We start from the raw sequence: 1,736 nt of genomic DNA, 5'->3' as shown, positions 1-1,736 counted from the left end.
GGTGCCCCCGACCTCGCCGGCCCCCGCCTCGGGGAACCGGGACCAGTCGTCGGCGCGCTCGGGCGCGGGTCCGGCGCTGATCGCGCCGAGCGCGAGCAGTTCGTCCACCACCTCGCGGTAGCCGTCGGGGTCCGGGGTGCCGGCCAAGACCTCGTCGAGGGACCTGGTCCCGTCGAACCGCGAGAGCACCTCCCACAGCGCGTCGGGCGGGGCGGCGATCTCGAAGCTGTCGCCCGCGGGCGTGACGACCAGCGTGCCGTCGTCGCCCAGGGGCCGGAGTTCGATGTGGACGAGTCTTGGCGCCTGTCCGTCTGCTCGCTCGTTGCCCCGCACCGTTGCTCTCCCTGTCGCGTCGTCCGTCTTGGGGAACCGGTCCGGGGGAGGGCGTGCCTCCCCCGGACCGGCGCTGCCGGTCTTACTTCTTCCAGCTGAACGTCGTGCCCAGCGAGGTGTGGTGGTTGTTCGGGGCCAGCAGCTTGGCGACCCGAGAACCCGCGATGCGCTTGATCATGTCGAACCTCCCTCCGGATGTGTGAATTTTTGACACACCGAATGAAAGCCTTTCGGCCCATTCGGTTGATTACCCCCAGGTGGCCATCCCGGCCGGAAACACTGAACTCAGCTAAGCAGGCGGAGGCGACACTGTCTTCAACACGGGGTGGAGTTCCGGACCAAAACTCGTGGAGTTCGGCACTGCCCGGTTCCACCGATTGACGACACATCACCACATGCGCATAACACCACTCAACGCGGCTACCCCGTTCGGTCGCACCGGAGTGGCGAACGGGTCAGCAGATGCCTCATGGGGCACTGCCGGCGATTTGTCGCCCACGGATCTTTGCCGGACGCACTGGAACAACCCACTCAACGCATATAGTTTGGAGCTTCGGTCGAGACGACCGGTGTTCGACCACCGGTCAATGGGGGATCGGAATGCATGAAGAGCACAGATGGAGTCTGCGCGCACCATGAAGATCCGGGTGCTGGCCTACGACGAGCAGACACTGGTTCGCGCGGGCGTGCGCGCCGTGCTCGATCGGGAGAACGACATCGAAGTGGTGGACGAGGCGGAGAAGTCCCACCAGATGCTGAGACGGGCCAGGCTGCTGCGCCCGGACGTGATCCTGCTCGGCCTGCCCGTCACCGACACCGACCTGGTGTCGATGGTGCGCAGGCTCCTGGTGCAGGCCAAGTCGGCGCACGTCGTCGCCCTGGTCGGCAACGGCGACCACGACGACCTGGTCGAGGCGCTGCGCAGCGGGCTGCGGGGCGTGGTGCGCCGGGACGAGCCGTCCAGCGACCTCATCCGGGCCATCCGCACCGTGGTGCGGGGCGCGGCCTACATCACGCCCTCGGTCGCCGCCCGCCTGCTCGACTGGCTGACCACCACGCAGCCCTCGGTGACGGTCCCGTCGCCGATGACCGGCGCGTTGAGCAACCGGGAGCTCCAGGTCCTGGCCCTGGTCTCGCTGGGCGTCTCGGACGGGCAGATCGCCGAGGAGCTGGGCGTCACCACGGCCACGGTGCGCTCCCACATGCACCACGTGCTGACCAAGCTGGAGGTGCGCGACCGGGTCCAGGCGGTGGCGTTCGCCTACCGCCACGGCCTGGTCGGCGGGAGCCGGACCCGGGTCGGGAGCGGCGCGGGGCTGAGGTCCGGGCGCGGCGCGTGACCCGCGGCGCGTCGCCCGCGGAGCGCGCCCGGGGGCCGGTGTCCCGCACCGCGTGAACCCCCT

Annotated in this window: 2 protein-coding genes; one reads left to right on the top strand and one right to left on the bottom strand. The window is 69.4% G+C overall.

The features are described from left to right. A partial coding sequence (locus ACFV4N_RS43415) for a hypothetical protein (RefSeq protein ID WP_499678540.1) occupies positions 1–333 on the bottom strand: 333 nt, incomplete at its 3' end. Between the two features lie 617 nt (positions 334–950). Here ACFV4N_RS43415 and ACFV4N_RS43410 point away from each other — a divergent pair. After that, positions 951–1,673 (top strand): LuxR C-terminal-related transcriptional regulator, encoded by a 723-nt coding sequence (locus tag ACFV4N_RS43410; RefSeq protein WP_499678539.1) that lies wholly within the window; start codon positions 951–953, stop codon positions 1,671–1,673. The last annotated feature ends 63 nt before the right edge of the window (positions 1,674–1,736 follow it).

It is taken from the genome of Actinosynnema sp. NPDC059797, assembly GCF_042732085.1.
In the GTDB taxonomy this organism is placed as follows: Bacteria; Actinomycetota; Actinomycetes; order Mycobacteriales; family Pseudonocardiaceae; genus Actinosynnema.
The sequence above is the reverse complement of the archived record's forward strand: the minus strand, read 5'-3'. Positions and strand labels throughout refer to the sequence as shown.